Consider the following 16,188-nt stretch of genomic DNA (forward strand, 5'->3'; position numbering starts at 1 on the left):
AGGCAATGACTTAGTAGCGGTCGGGAAGTAAAAGCTTTGAAAATTGCTAATACTTTCTACTCGAGCAAAAAATTTAGGTCAAGCCTTTTTAAAGGCTCGTGGGCTTTGCCCACACCCACAACCTTTGAAAAAGGTTGACCAAATCTTTATTTTCGAGTATAAGGTCTGTGATAGTTCAAATAAAATTTCCCGACCATTAGCAAACCCCATTTCGCAATGTGAAATGGGGTTAGATTTTTATTAAGCTGTAGTTTCTGCAGAGTTTTCGGTTGCAGACTCGGTTGCAGCGGAATTTTCAGTGGAATTTCCGCTTGAATCAAGGTATTTCCAAGTGATTTTATATTCCTTGCCAACTGTGTTTCCGATGTTTTTTATGTAGTCCTCAAGCAAAATTTGCGTTCTTTGCTGTGCCTCAGAGAGCAATGCCTTGTCGGCAGCAGCGGTTTCTTCAAGCTTGCTTTGAGCCTCCGCAAATGCCATTACCTCGTCCTCGGCGGTGATTTCTGCCGAGTCCTTATCCACAAAATAGCTGTCTTTTGAAAGGCTCGACTCGTCAACCTTGCAACTCTGAACTGTTGCCTGCGGAATTGTGATTGTAACATTGTCACCGTCAATATTCATCGTCACCTGTGACACATCAACGCCCAGTGTAACTGTACCGCTGTATTCAATCCAAAAGTGTTTATCCTTAGTCCACAGCCACCAACCGCTTGCGTCCTTTTGCGTGAACTTTGCCACATTGTGGTAGTAGCAATCCATTACCGCAAGCTCACAAATTGTTTTCATTTGCGAAACTTTTGGCTCGGTGTTGAATTTGTTTGTTTCCTCTGCTTTTTCTCCGCAGGCGGTAAGTCCTGCAACGGCAATCAGCGAAAGTAATAGTGCAATTATTCTTTTCATAGCTTAGTCCTCCACAGTTACCGTCAATTCATAGTGAATGTCCTGCTGTTCATCGTTGAGCTGTTCCAAAAGCGGTTTAACAAGTGCGGTTACAACGCTCTCGGCATTTTGCTTTGCAAGGTCATAAATTGCCTGCTGACTTTCAGCCTCGGTTTTAGCGTCATCATTGCAAGCCTTGTATGCCTCCTCTGTAACAGACGAGGTGTTTGAACTGTTGTTTATAAACATAAAATCCAGTGAGGATATGTCAACATTAATGCTTGTAATGTGTACCTTTGGCACAACTATAGACACAATCTTGCTCTTGCCCTCGTTGCCCGGAACATCATTAATTTCAACATTTACCTTGTCAAAATCAAAACCTGCCTTTACCTTGGCATCGTATGAAACATAGTAATTTATTTCGTCAGGCTTGTCTGGATTGTCAACCTTTGCAATGCCGTTATACACAGCGGTGCAGGTGGAAAGCTCGTTTACTTTAATGATTTTTTCAAGTGATGATTCTGTTACAATTTCGGGTACGCTTTCTTCCTTTTTGCTTATCTGCGGTACAACAACCGTAATCGCCGCCACAATGGCAGCCACCAAAGCAACCGCAACTGCTATAATAATAATTTTTTTCTTAAATTTTTTCATCTGCTCATTTATCCTTTGTGTGAAAATCTTGGATAGTTATTACAAATAACCATTATTATAATATCATAAATCGACAAAATGAGCAATATGCTGACAGCATAAAATAAGAAATTTATACTAAATTTCGACTTTATCGCATATTCATAGTTATAGATTTATAGGTTGAATAATCATAAAGTTTAGATCGAGCCTTTTTAAAGGCTCGTGGGTTTGGGCAACGCCCAAGAAAGGTCGTTTCTTTATCATTTCACAAGGCACAAACAGCGTTGCTGTTTGTGTGCTAACGCAAAGTTTGTCAAAACAGGCGACAGCCTTTTAAAAAGAATTTGTTTAATATAGAATAACGGATTTTTTATGTTGCTGTCGCAGTTATAAGGCTTTTGTCATTGTGATTAAGCCACCCAACAGCAGGCTGTTTGGCTATTAAAACTTTGCGTTAGTTTAAAGTATTGTGGGCTTTGCCCACACCCACAACCTTTAAAAAGGTTGACCAAATTTTTATTTTCGGGTATAAAGTCTGTGATAATTTAGGCAAAAATTCCCGACCGTTACTAAGTTATTGTCGGGAACAAGAAAATTATTACTTTGCAAACTATCTTCTCGTAATAAAAACCCCCGACAATTAAAAACTGTCGGGGGTTAGTCTGTAATTAAAAATTACTTCTTTTTACTTTTAGCTTTTTTAGCTTTTGCGGGTGGTGCAGTAGTTACCGGTGTAACCTCTTTTGCTACTGTTTCGCCTTTTTTCTTTTTGATTATATAAACATAAGCACAAATAGCCGCAAAGCCTAAAACGCAGATTGCAGATGCAACAGCACCCGGCTTAAAGCCCTTTGGATAATACACAAGCTCAATGTTATGCTCACCCTGTGAAAGGTTGAAGGCAATAAGTGCGTCACCAACAGGTGTGATATTTACTTCTTTGCCGTCAACATAAGCTTTCCAGCCACCCTCTTCATTAGGAATAGAGGTGTAGAAAAGTCCGTCCTTGCTTGCATTGATAGTGCCCTTCATTGATGAGCCTGTAAGCTCGGTTGTTGTCATAACATCTTTACTGATGTTTGCATAGCCCTGTTCAAATACGTTCTGATTGAGCATATTTACATAGACATGAGCGTTACCTGCCTGTCCCTGTGGAAGTTCGGCGTAAACAGAGATTTTATCGCCCTCGTTTACATATCCGCCGCAGGCAATGTAAGGTCTGCTCATACCGAGATTTGTTGTGTTTGCAGCATCATCGTTAATCATAAGTGTTACATCGTCCTTGCCGTCAATGTCAGCATATACATACACATATCCTGTGTACGGTGCGGTGTAGTTCCACTTGAGGTGAGGAGTTGTGGTGGTGTCGGTGCAGTTGTAGCTGTAGTTGCCGTAGGAGGTCTTGTTTACAGGGAACTGTGAATAATCTGTATGTCCCTGAGAAACTACCTCAAGCTTGTCATATACATTTTCGCTGACACCTGTTGCAAGCTTAAAGAATTCGTTCTGCTGGTCAAATGGGTTGAATTGGTCTTCATTTTTGTTTACCTGCCACTTGAGCAAGTCGGAATTTACCATAAAGCCCATTGGCAGATAATGCTCGTTTTTAAGCAGTGTAACACCGCCAATCTGATAGGTGTTTGTGAGGTCATAGGTATTTTTGTATGAACCATCTCTTGAAATAAGATACTTTAAGTTCACAAATGTATTGGTAACAGGTGAGCTTTCAGCATAGGTGTAGCGGTTACCGCTCTGCCAGCCCATCATACCAAAGTTCTGGAAGAAAATTGTCATATCCTCGTTAGCCATTGAGTTGAACATTGAAAGTCCATTGTAGCCGTTAAGTGAAGCGTCATTAAGAGTCTGGGTGTTAGTCATCTCGGCTCTCCACATTTCTGTGGTATTTTCTTCAAGCGAGTCCATATAATCAATGACAGCCTCGGTTCTTTCTTCGCCTCGTGGGTAGTCGTATGTGCCTGTAACTGTGGTTGTTTTAACACCGATGTAAGCAGTAGCACCGCTTTCACCAATGACTATAACCGCAAGAACAATCAAAAGCACCTGCTTTGGAATAATTCTCTTTGTGTAAAGGAAAAGCACAATGCACACAAGGGCCGCAATAACAGCAGTGCCCACGATAGCGTAGGTTTCCTGTGTATCAATGGAAATCAGAATAATAACCGCCGAGAACAACGCAGCCAAAATAACATCCCAGCAGGTTGAAAAATCAATCAGCATAAACGCTCTGTAAGCCATAACCACAATGACAAAGCTGATAAGATAGCTGAAACGGTAAGGAATCATATTTGTAAAGTGGAAGCCGTGCCAGATGTAGTCAAGCTGACGGATAACACAGCTGAGCATCATAAAGAGAACAAGACAGCCGTCAACAATTTTCTCTTTAAGGCTGATTTTCTTTGAAGTCAAGAACAAAATGCCAAGTACAAGAGAAACCGTACCGCAGGCGATATTCGGCAGAGCGTCAGCCTCTTTGGTAGCCGGAGTAATGAATGTGAGCAGGTTAGAGAAGATTTTCTTCATAGCCTCAAGCGTACCGAGCAGGTCGTTTGAAGAACCTATGTTGATGGCATAAGTGCTTGGGAATGTACTTGAGGTTGCGTGGGTATTTTGCAGAGCAAAGAACGCAGGCAACAGGAAGAAAGCCGTCATTCCGATTGCAAGCAATGAGAAAAGCCCTGTTTTAACAAGCTTTGTGAAAAAGCTTTTAAAGCCGTCCCACTTTACAATGCTGTATGCAATGAAGATGAGAAGAACGAAAATACAGGTAAACAAGCCTATGTAGTAGTTGGAAAGCAGAGAAACTGCAAGCGAAATTGTGAAAAGTCTGAATTTGCCCTCGGTGAGGAACTTTACAATTCCGAGTGCCACAAGCGGAGTAATGCAGACGGTGTCAAGCCAAATTGTGTTCCAGTAGTAGCCCATAAAGAACGCACAGAACGAAAAGCTTGTGCCGAACACAACGAGTGAAAAGTCGTTCTTTCTGTAAACCGAGCGTAAGAACAACGCAGTAAAGCAGCCGCCGAACGCAACCTTTGCACTTACGCTGAACATAAGAAATTCTCTTAGCCAATCAGACGGAATGAACACGCACAAAAAGTTCATAGGGCCTGCAAGGTAGTAGGACATAAGTGAAAAGTAGTTTACGCCGCCGCCCTGAGTCCATGACCAGAACAGCGATTCGCCGTTTTTCAGCTTGTCCTGAAAGTCAACCAAAAACGGGTAATACTGATGCCAAAGGTCAGTAACAAGAATTTGCTTGTCGCCAAACGGAGAAACCTCCATTATCGCAAAGCCTATGGTCATAAGCACAAACGGCAGGAAAAAGGCAATTATAATGTAAACATTTTTCTTTAAAAATGCCTTAAATCCCTTTTGCTCAGCCTCAGGCTTTTCGGGCAGCTTTTTTGCTTTTGTTTGTAAAGCTGTCATAAGCATAAGATATAAACCTCCATAAAATTATGTTGCCCTTTCCGTAAGGTAAGGGTTGCCGATTAGCTATGCTTTTTGCATATACTATAACTTATATATTGTATCACTTTATTTAGTCAAGGTAAATAATATTTTAAAAAAATCAGCCGTATTTTGCAAAATCGTCAATACTGCCAATGCCATTGTTGAAAATCCACAAAAGCAGAGGCGAAAATTGTATATTACAAATTTGCTTTTATTATCTTTTATTATGTAGATATTTGATATATATTGTGATATAATTTATTAAATAATATAATAGCAAACGGAGGTAGAATTATGAAAAAGACAAAGGCTTTAATATCCACAGCACTTGCACTTTGCATTGGAGCGGCATCGGCAGTACCTGCATTTGCGGCAGAAGAAAAATTTACTTTTACAAAAATCGGCGACTATGACGCAAACAATAGAGTAGATGTATCAGACATCACAGCATTACAATTACAACTTTCGGGTGATGATGTAATCACAGGTACAGCCCTTGAGCATACCGATTTCAACGGTGACGGCAGTTTTGATGTAAACGATGTGTCGGAAATGCAGAAAATGGTTGCAGGAGAAGATTTTAAATGCTATCAGAAAATGGACAGCTCATATAGAGATATTGAGCAAAAAAGCTATCCGTATGATGGTTATTATGGTCATGGCAGTATCGGAGGTACTGTAATTAAAAGTGAAAAAATATTCGGTGCCGAGGATTATTTTATGACTGTTGACGAGAAAGAAAGATCTCCTTTTAAAGGCAGTGCACTTATTACATCAAAGGAACAGTTCTGCGATTTATTTAAAGCGGAGTCGCCGGAGTTTGACGATGAATTTTTCAAAGAAAATGCTCTTTTCATAACTCTTACTGTTATGCACAGATATGATTCTTCAGGCATTTATCAATTTGAAACTGACGGTAACAAGCTGATTGTATATGATTATAGAGTTGATACTTATTGGGAGTCCGGTCAAATCGGCGATGAAAATAAAATCGTTTGTGAAAATAATATTTACAAATTAAATAAATCCGATATTGTAAATATTACAGAAATCGGATACTGTACAACATATTTAGCACAGTAAAATTTTAATCCCTCTCCGCTTGGAGGGGGATTTTTGCAGGCGTTATTTCAAATAATTTATAAAAATATAGACTTTTGTGTGGCTATTTGGTATAATAAAAATAATTATAGGCTTATACAAATTTAACAATAAAAGGCGAATTATTATGAAAACTATAGATTTAATTGTGCCGTGCTATAATGAGGAAGAGGGACTTGAGCATTTTGTGCTTGAAACCAACAAGGTAATTGATTCAATGCCTGAGTATGCGTTCCGATATATCCTTGTAAATGACGGCAGCAAGGACAAAACATACCTTGTGATGAAAAAGCTTGCAAAGCAGTTTGCGTATGTAAAGTACATTTCTTTTTCAAGAAATTTTGGCAAAGAGGCGGCTATGTACGCAGGACTTCAACACTCTACCGCTGATTATGTGGTGGTAATGGACGCTGATTTACAGCATCCGCCAACACTTTTTCCGCAAATGGTTGACGCTCTCGAAAACGAGGGATATGATGTTTGTGCCACAAAGCGTGATGAGCGAGAGGGCGAGAGCAAATTCAGAGGAATTTTTTCAAAAATGTTCTTTGCTCTTTCAAATAAGCTGACCGACACCAAGATGCCATATGGTGCAATGGATTTCAGAATGATGAAAAGACAGGTTGTGGAGTCAATTCTTGAGCTTGCCGAGGTGCAGAGATTTTCAAAGGGCATTTTCTCTTGGGTCGGTTTTAACACAAAGTGGATTTCGTTTAAAACCGTTGACCGCCAGCTTGGTCAGACTACATGGAAGTTCTCAAGCCTTTTCCGTTATGCTATTGACGGAATTACCTGCTTTTCGGTTGCTCCGCTCAGATTTACTGCGGTAATGGGTGCGATAATTTTTGCATTTTCACTTGTCTATATAATGATAACTCTGATTCAAACCTTGTTTTTCGGAATTGTGACACCGGGATATGTAACCACACTTTGTGCGGTGTTGTTTTTAGGCGGAATCACAGAGATGTCGATTGGTATTTTGGGTGAGTATATTGGCAGAATTTATATGGAAACCAAGGACAGACCGATTTACATAACCAAATTCTCGAATTTTGAGGACGAAAACAACGAAGAAAAGGAATAATTATGGGCGAATTTATAAAAAAGTTTTTTGATATAAAATTCTGGAAGTTTATTTTGGTTGGCGTTATAAACACCCTTGTGGGCAATGGACTACAGTTCGTGCTGTTTGCACTTTTTGCGTGGGATAGGTACGAATGGGGTGTGTGGCTTGCCTCGGCACTCGGATATTTTATCGGAAGTATTGTGAGCTATTTCCTCAATAAATATTTTACTTTCAAGAATACCGAAAAAGGATGGAAGCCGATTTTACGCTTTGCACTAAACATTGCGGTATGCTACACGCTTTCGTATTGCATAGCGATACCGCTTATAAAATGGATTTGCACAGCAAACAATTTTACAATGTTCTCACTCACAGTTGAACAGTTTGCAGGCTATGCCTCAATGATACTCGGCTCTTGCCTGTTTGTTGCATTCAATTACATAGGACAAAGATTTTTTGCATTCAAAGAGAAAAAGTGATAAAAATTGCACTTCCGATTAGTTTTAGTCGGGAGTGCTTTTGCTTTGCTTTTTTTCAATAGTTGGGGGTAAACTAGATTTTTTATTACGAGAAGATAGTTTGCAAAGTAATAATTTTTCTGTTTCTGACAATGACTTAGTAATGGTCGGGAGTTAAAAGTATTGAAATTGTTTATACTTTCTGCTAGAACAAAAAATTTAGGTCGAGCCTTTTTAAAGGCTCGTGGGTTTGGGCAACGCCCAAGAAAAGTTGTGTTTATTGCAATTTATAAGGGACAAACAGCAACGCTGTTTGTGTGCTGAGGCAAAGTTTGACAAAACAGGCGACAGCCTTTTAATAAGAAATAATTTATAAATAGAAAAAGAATAACTTTTCTGTTTTGTGTTGCTGTCGCAATTATAAAGCTTTAGCCGTTGTGTTCAAGCCGCCAAACAGCAGGCTGTTTGGCTATCAGGATTTTGCATAAGCTACAGTATTGTGGGCTTTGCCCACACCCACAACCTTTAAAAAGGTTGACCAAATTTTTATGTCCGAGAAAAATCGGTAATAATTCGAAAAATATAATGCCCGACCATAACTTTGTAGCGGTCGGGCATTATTTGTGTTATTTAACACAAGCTATATTTTTATAATAAAATTACTGCTCTGAAAGATAAATTTGGAGTGCGGTTACATCTCTTGAGTCGATTATTCCGTCTTTTGTCATATCGGCATAAATTATTTCAGCGTCACTCAAAAGCGGTTGACCGTCATCAGCTGTAAAGCCTGCAAGGTATTTTTGCAGCTGTGTAACATCGTTTACATCAACCCTGCCGTCATTGTTGACATCGCCAAGCTGTCTGCCGTCTGTGATAAGCGAATAATTAATGCTATTGCTTTTTGCATACTCGTGGGCATATGAGTTTTCATAGCAATAAATAGTTACATTTTCGCAAAATTCAAATACATCGTTGCCGATAGAAGTAACGCTTTCGGGAATGTTGATTGATTTAAGGCTCTCGCAGTTCATAAACACAGCCGAGCCGATAGCCTGAATGTCGCCCTTAATTGTGACATTTTCAAGTGAAGTACAGTTTAAGAACGCACAATCATCAATGCTTGTACATACGCTCTCAGGAATTACAATGCTTTTAAGGCTTGTGCAATGAGCAAAAGCAGATTCGCCAATGTTCACAACCTCAGGAAGTACTACACTCTCAAGGCTTTCACAGCCAAGAAATGTTTCGGCAGAAAGAGTGTAAAGGCTTTCCGGAAGTTTTACATTTTTAAGGTTCACACATTCCTCAAAAGCCATACTGCCAATGTATTCCACACTGTCGGGAATGTCAATGCTTGTAAGCTCCTCATCAGCGTAAAAAAGTCCGTCTACAATAACGGTTGTGCCGTCTTTAACCTTTTCGGTTGTGTTAAAGTCCCCTTTGTAACCGCAAGCAGCTGTTCCATGATACACAATGCCGTCAGGCTGACTGTTAAACCAAGCGGTATTTTCAAAGGCTGACGGAGCAGTCCACACCATACCGTCGTTATAATTAATGTCAGTAAGGCTTGAGCAATCATAAAAAGCCATAGCCTGCACTGTGCAAAGGTCCGGAATTGTTACCTTTTTAAGTTTAGAACAACCCTCAAAAGCAGACACACCCACGCTTACAAGTCCCTCAGGCAAGGAAATGCTCTAAATACTTTCGTTGTAGGAGAGAAAATTGTCATTAATAGCAGTAGTGCCGTTTTTAAAGCTTATGCTTTTGTCGGTATAGTCGCCGATAATTTCATATGCAAGATTGCCTGCGTACAAAATACCGTCAGGAGCGTACATTGTCCAGGCTGTATATTCAAAAGCGTTCTGAGGGATTGAGTAGATTTCATCTGAAAAATCTATATTTTTCAGAGTTTCGCAGTCAAAAAATGCGTAGTCGCCAAAGCTTGTGCAGTTTGACAAATCAGCATTGTAAAGGCTTTGGCAGGCATAAAAACTGCTAATGCCTACAGAGGTTACATTTTCAAGATTTATGCTTTTAAGTGAAGTACATTCGCTGAAAGCGTCATCACCAATGCTCACCGGACTATAAGCCAAATGAACTCTATAAAGATTTGGGCATTTTTCAAATGCGTTTGCTCCGATTGATTCTACAGTTTTTGGCAAGGTAACCTCTCCGAGGTTATCGCACTCGGCAAAGGTGTATTCCTGAATTTCGCTGACTCCATTAGGGATTTTTATTGAAGTTAAGCTTTTGCAACCATAAAAAGCCGAAACGCCGATTTTCTTTATATTATCAGAAAAATTAACGGTCTTTAGTGCGTTTGACTCAGCAAAAGCACTTGAGCCAAGGCTTGTTATGGTAACAGGCAGTGTGATAGTTTCAAGCTTTTGGTTGCCCGAAAAAGCGTAGTCGCCAACGCTCGCAACCTTGTATCCGTCAATAAAACCGGGCAGAGTAATCTCGGCAGAATTTCCTGTGTAGCCTGTGATCGTGGCATTGCCGTCATTTAAAATATACTTATAGTCACCGCTCGTTATAACCTGAGAATTGTCTGAGCTTTCCAATGCACTTGCTGTTGTCGGAATAAGACTAAGCGTGCTTACACTGAGCATAGCCGACATAAAAACTGACATTATTTTAACTGTTCTTTTCATAATATCCTCCTGTATTACTGATTAATATATTTCCATAACTTTTCTGATGAGGCAGTTGAATCATTTATAAAATCAAGATCTGTGCCTTTGAGGCTTGTCATACTTTCGCCAAATGCAAGACCTGTGCCAAAGTCCTCCGCATCATTTCTTCCGCTGTAAAATACTATATAGTTGCCATTTGTGTAGATAAATGCTGAACGATAAAGTCCGCCGCCGTCCCAGTCTGTGGGATTGCTTGACGGCTTGAGAACAACCTGTGCAGTATTCCAGTTCTTTCCGTCAGTAGAAGTCGTGTAGTACAGACTCATATGTCTGCGGTCAGATTTATTGGTGGTGGCACATGCCATAAGCTCGTATCTGCCGTTGATTTTTTCTACATCAATATGCCATGTGTAGGTGGTGACAGAGTAAGGCAGATTTGTAACTGTCGGCTCTGACCATTCGCCGTTTTTCAGTTCCTTGTACCATACTTTGTAACCCTTCACATACCAAACCTTATATGTGCCGTTTTCATATACGATTGTAGGGCTTATCATATCTTCCGAATTTTTATTATAAGTTTCAAAAACGGCATTGCGACCGCTCCACTTGCTGCCGTCATATGAATAACGCATATAAAGAGCCATATAATTTTTTTCGTAATCCGTGTATCGCCAAAAAAGCTCAAGGCGGTTTTTGTCAGAATTATACACAAGCTCAGAGTCGGAATTATACCTCACATTTGCCTTGTAATTGTTAGGAATACCCTCGCAAAACTTGATTTCTGAGTAATTAATAAGGTCATTTGAACCTACGATTGTAGGATTTTCGTATTTGTCAATCGCCTTAGGGTAAGGTGTGTATGAAATCCAATAGCGGTAGCCGTGCCACTTGCTTCCCATATCAACAATCTTTGGGTGGTAGGCACTATTCGGATATTTTTTCTCCTGACCTCCATATACACTTGTCAAATTCAGCTTGCTTTTTGAATTTGACTGTAGCTTAAATTCGGGTTCAATGTAAAAGCTTCCGTTAATTATGTTCTGAGCATAGGTAACATCGTTTACATTTACATATCCGGATTTGTCGAAGTCTGCCTTGCTGTCAAGTGCTTCGCCGTTTGCAAGTGCCTCCTGCATATATGTGACATCACGCACATCAAAAATGCCGTCACCGTTTAAGTCGTATTTACTAATATCTTTAGCAGATGCAGTAATTGCAGCCGATGAAACGGCAACTACAGCAAGTGCTGCAGATACTAATTTTTTAAAAATACTTTTCATCTGATTGCTCCTTGTAAAAATTACAAGTATATTATCCCACTGTTTGCAATTTTTGTCAACAATAAACAGAATTGTTTTTAAAATTAAGTAAAAAATGACAGCTCTGCATTAGTTTAACTAAAACAGAGCTGTTTTAAATATTGGGGTAATATTATAAATTGTGGTTTAGCAGAAAGCTTCAGATAAATAATATAAAATTTAGGTCGAGCCTTTTTAAAGGCTCGTGGGTTTGGGCAACGCCCAAGAAAAGTTGTTTTTATATCATTCTATCGGGCACAAACAGCAACGCTGTTTGTGTGCTGAGGCAAAGTTTGTTAAAACAGGCGACAGCCTTTTAATAAGAAATGATTTATAAAAAAAGAATATCTTTCTGTTTTGTGTTGCTGTCGCAATTATAAGGCTTTCGCCATTGTGTTCAAGCTGCCAAACAGCTTGCTGTTTGGCTACAAAAATTTTGAGTTAGCTAAAGCATTGTGGGCTTTGCCCACACCCACAACCTTTGAAAAAGGTTGACAAAATTTTTATGTCCGAGCAGAATGTATGTGCTAATTCAAGCAGAAATTTCCCGACCGTTACAAACCATAATTCACCTCAACTATTAAAAAAGAACCACAAAACAGAGCTGTCGTTCAAATAATTTCTTTAAGCTTTGCGGTCATATCATCAATTATATCTGTGATTTCTGAGGTTGGCTTTTCTGTGAGAAGTTTGTTTAAATTCTCCTCAAAGTCCTTTGGCAAAACCTCGCAACGCTCCTTACAAAGCTGTACAAGTCGCTTTTCACCCGGGTGAGTCAGCCTGTTTACGGCAAAGATTACATCAAAATAGCTTGCCAAAAAGCCTGCAATTCTGTGATTTACACTTACGAAATCCTGTCTGTCGAGTGCCTTTTTAATCTGCTTGTCATAGGACGGCAGCACACCTGTCAAGAGCTTCATATTTTTATCAATGATATTTTTGCGAAGTTCTTCCGGATAAGGCACAGAGAATTTTTCTTTAAGCTTTGCATATTTGCCGTTTGAGTCATAAACAATTTGTGATGTTATAATGTTGTGCCAAAAGCAGGTGGAGTAGCCGTTGCTTGCGTGGAAGTCAAAAACTGTGTAGCTGATAAATTGGTCAAATTTATCCATAGGACGGTATATAATATCCATTCCAACACCGCTTTTTAGTATAACATTGTCCTCAAATTCCCAGTAGTGATTGTTGATTTCCATTTCTGAGCAGTAAGGAGCAAGGAGCTTTCCTCTTACCTTGCTGTCGATTTCCGCTGTGACATATACATAGACATCATAGTCGGAAAATTCATCAAAAACGCCGTTAGCACGAGAGCCGCCGAGAGCAATAGCCTCAACCTGCGGTAAATCAGCCAGTTTTTTGAAAATTTCATTTACCATAGTTTCACCAACCTTTTGTTTTTATTATGAGAAGATAGCTTGCAAAGTGATAATAAGACATAAAGTTTAGGTCCAGCCTTTGAAAAAAGTTGACCAAATTTTTTTGTTAATAAATCAATCGGGAGTTTTTTAACCAATATTTTATAGCAAAAAGCGGCAAAGTACTGTACTGCCTTTGCCGCTCCTAAATTACATAATAGACTTAATAAGTCCGCCTTTTTTAATTATATTCTGAATAAACTCAGGGAAAGGCTCAGCCTGATAAGTCTTGCCTGTTGTTTCGTCTGTAATAACACCTGTGTCAAAGTTTACAGAAACAACATCGCCTTCCTTAATTTCCTTTGCGGCCTCGTCACACTCAAGAATCGGAAGACCGATGTTGATTGCGTTGCGGTAGAAAATTCTTGCAAAGGTTGAGGCAATTACGCAAGAAATACCACTTGCTTTAATTGCAATAGGTGCGTGCTCTCTTGAAGAACCGCAGCCAAAGTTCTTTTCGGCAACCATAATGTCGCCCTCGTGAACCTTATTTACAAATTCTGCGTCAATATCCTCCATACAATGTGCAGCAAGCTCCTTGTGAGATGCTGTGTTGAGGTAACGAGCAGGAATAATTACATCTGTATCTACATTGTCGCCAAATTTATGGACTGTACCCTTAGCGTTCATAATCAGTACCTACCTTTCAAAAAATCAAAGCTTTGCAGGGTCTGTAATGTAACCCTTAACAGCACTTGCAGCAGCAACCGCCGGGCTTGCAAGGTAAACCTCACTGTCAACATGCCCCATTCTGCCTACGAAGTTACGGTTTGTGGTTGAAATAGCCTTTTCACCGGCTGCAAGAATACCCATATGTCCGCCAAGACATGGACCGCAGGTTGGAGTGGAAACAACTGCACCTGCCTCAATGAAAATATCAAAAAGTCCCTCGTGCATAGCCTGAAGCCAAATTGCCTGTGTGCCGGGGAAGATGATACATCTTACATTTTTAGCTATCTTTCTGCCCTTGAATACCTCTGCTGCTGCTCTAAGGTCGGTAATTCTGCCGTTTGTGCAAGAACCGATAACGCACTGGTCAATCTTAACCTCGGTTTCACCGATTTCATCAACAGTTCTTGTGTTCTCCGGAAGATGTGGGAAAGCAACTGTAGGACGGATTTTGCTTAAATCAATTGTGTATTCCTCGTCATATACAGCGTCCTCATCAGCTGTGTATTCAACAGGAGTACCCTGGTATCTGCCGTTGCAGTATTCACGGGTTACATCGTCAACAGGGAAGATGCCGTTTTTAGCACCTGCTTCAATAGCCATATTTGCAATGCAAAGTCTGTCGTCAATGTTGAGGTACTGAACGCCCTCGCCTGTAAATTCCATTGATTTGTAAAGAGCACCGTCAACGCCAATCATACCGATAATATGTAAAATTACATCTTTACCGCTGACAAAGCCCTGTGGCTTGCCAATGAGGTTGAACTTGATAGCAGAAGGAACTTTGAACCAAGCCTTGCCGCTGATCATACCGGCAGCCATATCTGTAGAACCAACACCTGTAGAGAATGCACCGAGTGCACCGTATGTACAGGTGTGAGAGTCTGCACCAATGCACAGACAGCCCGGGCCAACAAGACCCTGCTCAGGAAGAAGAGCGTGTTCAATGCCCATCTGACCTACATCTCTGTAGTTTTTGATGTCGTATTTATCAGCAAAAGTTCTAACCTGCTTAACCTGAGTAGCCGCTTTAATATCCTTGTTAGGAGTAAAGTGGTCCATAATCATTGCTATTTTAGTGTTATCAAATACTGCTGTTGCACCGTTCTGTTCAAAAACATTGATTGCAACAGGTGATGTTACATCGTTGCCGAGTACCATATCGAGTTTTGCCTCAATAAGCTGACCTGCCTTAACCTCTGAAAGTCCTGCGTGAGCGGCAAGAATTTTCTGTGACATAGTCATACCCATAAATATCACTCCTTATATTTTTTCTAATTACATTATTACATACCACTTGCAAAAAGATTGTAAAGTATGCTACAATTAAAACAAAAATGGCAAAAGCAGTGAGTAATTAGAATTGTAAAAAGAAAATGATTCTGCTTTTAATATATTAGGGTAACATTGATAAATCATTGTTTGAAATGGTCGGGAAATTTTGCTTTAATTAGCACAGACTTTATACTCGGATATAAAAATTTGGCAACCTTTTTCAAAGGTTGTGGGTGTGGGCAAAGCCCACAAAGCTTAGCTTTTATATAATGCAAAATTCTGATAGCCAAACAGCTTGCTGTTTGGCGGCTTTAACGCAATGGTGGAAGCCTTATAATGCGACAGCAACACAAAACAGAAAAGATTTTCTTTTTATATTTATAAATTATTTTTTTAAAAGGCTGTCGCCTGTTTTTACAAACTTTGTTTTAACACACAAACAGCAACGCTGTTTGTGCCTGAAAATTTACAATAAAAACAACTTTTCTTGGGCTTTGCCCAAACCCACGAGCCTTTAAAAAGGCTCGACCTAAATTTTATTATTACAAAACCAAAACTTTGCAATATGGTGAAACTATGGAAAAAAATCTGAACACTCCGACAACACAACTTTACAACACCCACAACGATATGAAAACCTTATTTGACACCCTGCCTTACACAAAATCCTTTGCAAAAGGCGAGATTATTTATCATCAGGGTGACATTGCCGACAGCTTTTATTACATAAAAAAAGGGAAGACTACAGTTTTTATGATTTCTCCCGACGGAATGGAAAAAACTTTAAATACTGCTGTCAAGGGAGAACTTATCGGTGAGGGTGCGTTCTTTGACCATAAGCCGAGGGTAAGCTCCGCAAAAGCTGTGACTGCAAGCGAGCTTGTTATTATAGATAAAAAAATTCTCCTCGACTTAATTCAAAAAAATCCTCCTATAGCCTTTGAACTTCTCGAAATTCTTGCCACACGAATCCGCCTGCTAACAACTCAGCTTGACTCAATGACCTTTATGCAGGCAGATGCACGAATAGCCAAGCTTTTGCTTGACGATATGGTAGATGACAAGGTGTCGCTCACGCATGAAGAAATCGCACTAACTGTGGGTGTATCAAGAATTACAGTAACCAAAACCCTGAGCCGACTTTCCTCTCAAGGCGTACTTGCAACGCATTACAGGGGAATAAAAATCCTCAATAAAACAGCACTTGAAAAAATATGCGGTGAAAAATAAAAAGCCAAAGTTTTTAACATAGATTTAATAAAATGTTAAAAACTT

The 16,188-nt window shown here is 39.7% G+C and carries 13 protein-coding genes; 4 read left to right on the forward strand and 9 right to left on the reverse strand.

Going from position 1 to position 16,188, the window contains the following annotated elements; translation table 11 throughout:
• Window positions 1-240: 240 nt before the first annotated feature.
• The 3 genes from ACJMMI_RS09695 to ACJMMI_RS09705 form a co-directional block, all read right to left on the reverse strand.
• Window positions 241-900 (reverse strand): DUF4230 domain-containing protein, encoded by a 660-nt coding sequence (locus tag ACJMMI_RS09695; RefSeq protein ID WP_405355302.1) that lies wholly within the window; start codon window positions 898-900, stop codon window positions 241-243.
• A 3-nt stretch (window positions 901-903) separates the two neighbouring features.
• Window positions 904-1,536, reverse strand: coding sequence for a DUF4230 domain-containing protein (locus tag ACJMMI_RS09700; protein WP_405355303.1), 633 nt, complete (start codon window positions 1,534-1,536; stop codon window positions 904-906).
• Between the two features lie 657 nt (window positions 1,537-2,193).
• Window positions 2,194-4,974, reverse strand: a complete 2,781-nt coding sequence (locus ACJMMI_RS09705; RefSeq protein WP_405355305.1) for a YfhO family protein — start codon at window positions 4,972-4,974, stop codon at window positions 2,194-2,196.
• A gap of 312 nt (window positions 4,975-5,286) precedes the next feature.
• Between ACJMMI_RS09705 and ACJMMI_RS09710 the strand changes: the two genes are divergently transcribed.
• The 3 genes from ACJMMI_RS09710 to ACJMMI_RS09720 all read left to right on the forward strand — a co-directional run bounded on the left by ACJMMI_RS09710 (window position 5,287) and on the right by ACJMMI_RS09720 (window position 7,638).
• Window positions 5,287-6,075, forward strand: a complete 789-nt coding sequence (locus ACJMMI_RS09710; protein ID WP_405355306.1) for a dockerin type I repeat-containing protein — start codon at window positions 5,287-5,289, stop codon at window positions 6,073-6,075.
• Between the two features lie 145 nt (window positions 6,076-6,220).
• A complete protein-coding gene (locus ACJMMI_RS09715; RefSeq protein ID WP_405355308.1) occupies window positions 6,221-7,177 on the forward strand; it encodes a glycosyltransferase family 2 protein in 957 nt (318 codons plus the stop codon).
• 2 nt (window positions 7,178-7,179) lie between these two features.
• Window positions 7,180-7,638: a GtrA family protein gene (locus tag ACJMMI_RS09720; protein WP_405355310.1), complete on the forward strand. Its 459-nt coding sequence runs from the start codon at window positions 7,180-7,182 to the stop codon at window positions 7,636-7,638.
• A 638-nt stretch (window positions 7,639-8,276) separates the two neighbouring features.
• Here ACJMMI_RS09720 and ACJMMI_RS09725 read toward each other — a convergent pair.
• The 6 genes from ACJMMI_RS09725 to leuC all read right to left on the reverse strand — a co-directional run bounded on the left by ACJMMI_RS09725 (window position 8,277) and on the right by leuC (window position 14,889).
• Window positions 8,277-9,302: a leucine-rich repeat protein gene (locus tag ACJMMI_RS09725; RefSeq protein ID WP_405355311.1), complete on the reverse strand. Its 1,026-nt coding sequence runs from the start codon at window positions 9,300-9,302 to the stop codon at window positions 8,277-8,279.
• A gap of 9 nt (window positions 9,303-9,311) precedes the next feature.
• Complete coding sequence (locus tag ACJMMI_RS09730) at window positions 9,312-10,271, reverse strand: leucine-rich repeat protein (RefSeq protein WP_405355314.1); 960 nt, start codon at window positions 10,269-10,271, stop codon at window positions 9,312-9,314.
• A 14-nt stretch (window positions 10,272-10,285) separates the two neighbouring features.
• The gene (locus ACJMMI_RS09735; RefSeq protein ID WP_405355317.1) at window positions 10,286-11,533 is read right to left on the reverse strand and encodes a hypothetical protein; all 1,248 of its coding nucleotides are present in this window, start codon (window positions 11,531-11,533) and stop codon (window positions 10,286-10,288) included.
• Window positions 11,534-12,162: 629 nt separating this feature from the next.
• Window positions 12,163-12,930 (reverse strand): nucleotidyltransferase domain-containing protein, encoded by a 768-nt coding sequence (locus ACJMMI_RS09740; protein WP_405355318.1) that lies wholly within the window; start codon window positions 12,928-12,930, stop codon window positions 12,163-12,165.
• Window positions 12,931-13,119: 189 nt separating this feature from the next.
• Complete coding sequence (gene leuD, locus ACJMMI_RS09745) at window positions 13,120-13,599, reverse strand: 3-isopropylmalate dehydratase small subunit (protein WP_405355321.1); 480 nt, start codon at window positions 13,597-13,599, stop codon at window positions 13,120-13,122.
• Between the two features lie 24 nt (window positions 13,600-13,623).
• Entirely contained in the window at window positions 13,624-14,889 is a 1,266-nt protein-coding gene (gene leuC, locus ACJMMI_RS09750) for a 3-isopropylmalate dehydratase large subunit (RefSeq protein ID WP_405355323.1), read from the reverse strand.
• A gap of 600 nt (window positions 14,890-15,489) precedes the next feature.
• Between leuC and ACJMMI_RS09755 the strand changes: the two genes are divergently transcribed.
• Window positions 15,490-16,143, forward strand: a complete 654-nt coding sequence (locus tag ACJMMI_RS09755; RefSeq protein ID WP_405355324.1) for a Crp/Fnr family transcriptional regulator — start codon at window positions 15,490-15,492, stop codon at window positions 16,141-16,143.
• Window positions 16,144-16,188 lie beyond the last annotated feature (45 nt).

It is taken from the genome of Ruminococcus sp., assembly GCF_045129435.1.
Lineage (GTDB): Bacteria > Bacillota > Clostridia > Oscillospirales > Acutalibacteraceae > Ruminococcoides.

Coding starts and splice junctions, on each gene's coding strand:
- ACJMMI_RS09720 (WP_405355310.1), top strand. CDS start 7,180: ATGGGCGAATTTATAAAAAAGTTTTTTGATATAAAATTCTGGAAGTTT.
- ACJMMI_RS09730 (WP_405355314.1), bottom strand. CDS start 10,271: ATGAAAAGAACAGTTAAAATAATGTCAGTTTTTATGTCGGCTATGCTC.
- ACJMMI_RS09710 (WP_405355306.1), top strand. CDS start 5,287: ATGAAAAAGACAAAGGCTTTAATATCCACAGCACTTGCACTTTGCATT.
- ACJMMI_RS09705 (WP_405355305.1), bottom strand. CDS start 4,974: ATGCTTATGACAGCTTTACAAACAAAAGCAAAAAAGCTGCCCGAAAAG.
- ACJMMI_RS09740 (WP_405355318.1), bottom strand. CDS start 12,930: ATGGTAAATGAAATTTTCAAAAAACTGGCTGATTTACCGCAGGTTGAG.
- ACJMMI_RS09700 (WP_405355303.1), bottom strand. CDS start 1,536: ATGAAAAAATTTAAGAAAAAAATTATTATTATAGCAGTTGCGGTTGCT.
- ACJMMI_RS09735 (WP_405355317.1), bottom strand. CDS start 11,533: ATGAAAAGTATTTTTAAAAAATTAGTATCTGCAGCACTTGCTGTAGTT.
- ACJMMI_RS09755 (WP_405355324.1), top strand. CDS start 15,490: ATGGAAAAAAATCTGAACACTCCGACAACACAACTTTACAACACCCAC.
- leuD (WP_405355321.1), bottom strand. CDS start 13,599: ATGAACGCTAAGGGTACAGTCCATAAATTTGGCGACAATGTAGATACA.
- ACJMMI_RS09715 (WP_405355308.1), top strand. CDS start 6,221: ATGAAAACTATAGATTTAATTGTGCCGTGCTATAATGAGGAAGAGGGA.
- leuC (WP_405355323.1), bottom strand. CDS start 14,889: ATGGGTATGACTATGTCACAGAAAATTCTTGCCGCTCACGCAGGACTT.
- ACJMMI_RS09695 (WP_405355302.1), bottom strand. CDS start 900: ATGAAAAGAATAATTGCACTATTACTTTCGCTGATTGCCGTTGCAGGA.